Source organism: Leifsonia sp. HAY1-4F (assembly GCF_056755275.1).
This window is the reverse complement of the sequence record NZ_JBNDHX010000273.1, coordinates 1-274: the sequence shown is the minus strand read 5'-3', so window position 1 is coordinate 274 and position 274 is coordinate 1. Positions and strand designations below refer to the sequence as shown.

Below are 274 nucleotides of genomic sequence, written 5' to 3'. Positions count from 1 at the left end.
AGCTTGTTGGGGCTGACAGGCTCGGCATCCTCGGGCTTCTGGCCCGCGGCGATCATGTCGGCGACGTCCTTCACTGCCCATCCGCCCGCCGCTCGCAGGAAGTGGATGGGCGCCGTCACGCCGACGTCGATGAGCAGGTTGTAGCGCATGACCGCGTCGTGCGCGCCGACCTCAGGATGCTTCTCGTCCTTATCGACCCAGAGCAGGATCTCGGTCGCGCCGCGCAGCCATGCCGCCTGAGCGAGCGTCACCTTGTTCGCGCCCTGGTGGACGG

1 protein-coding gene is annotated in these 274 nt (G+C 67.9%); it reads right to left on the bottom strand.

Translation table 11 applies throughout. The features are described from left to right. A partial coding sequence (locus tag ACPYOG_RS19510) for a hypothetical protein (protein WP_481295779.1) occupies positions 1–274 on the bottom strand: 274 nt, incomplete at both ends.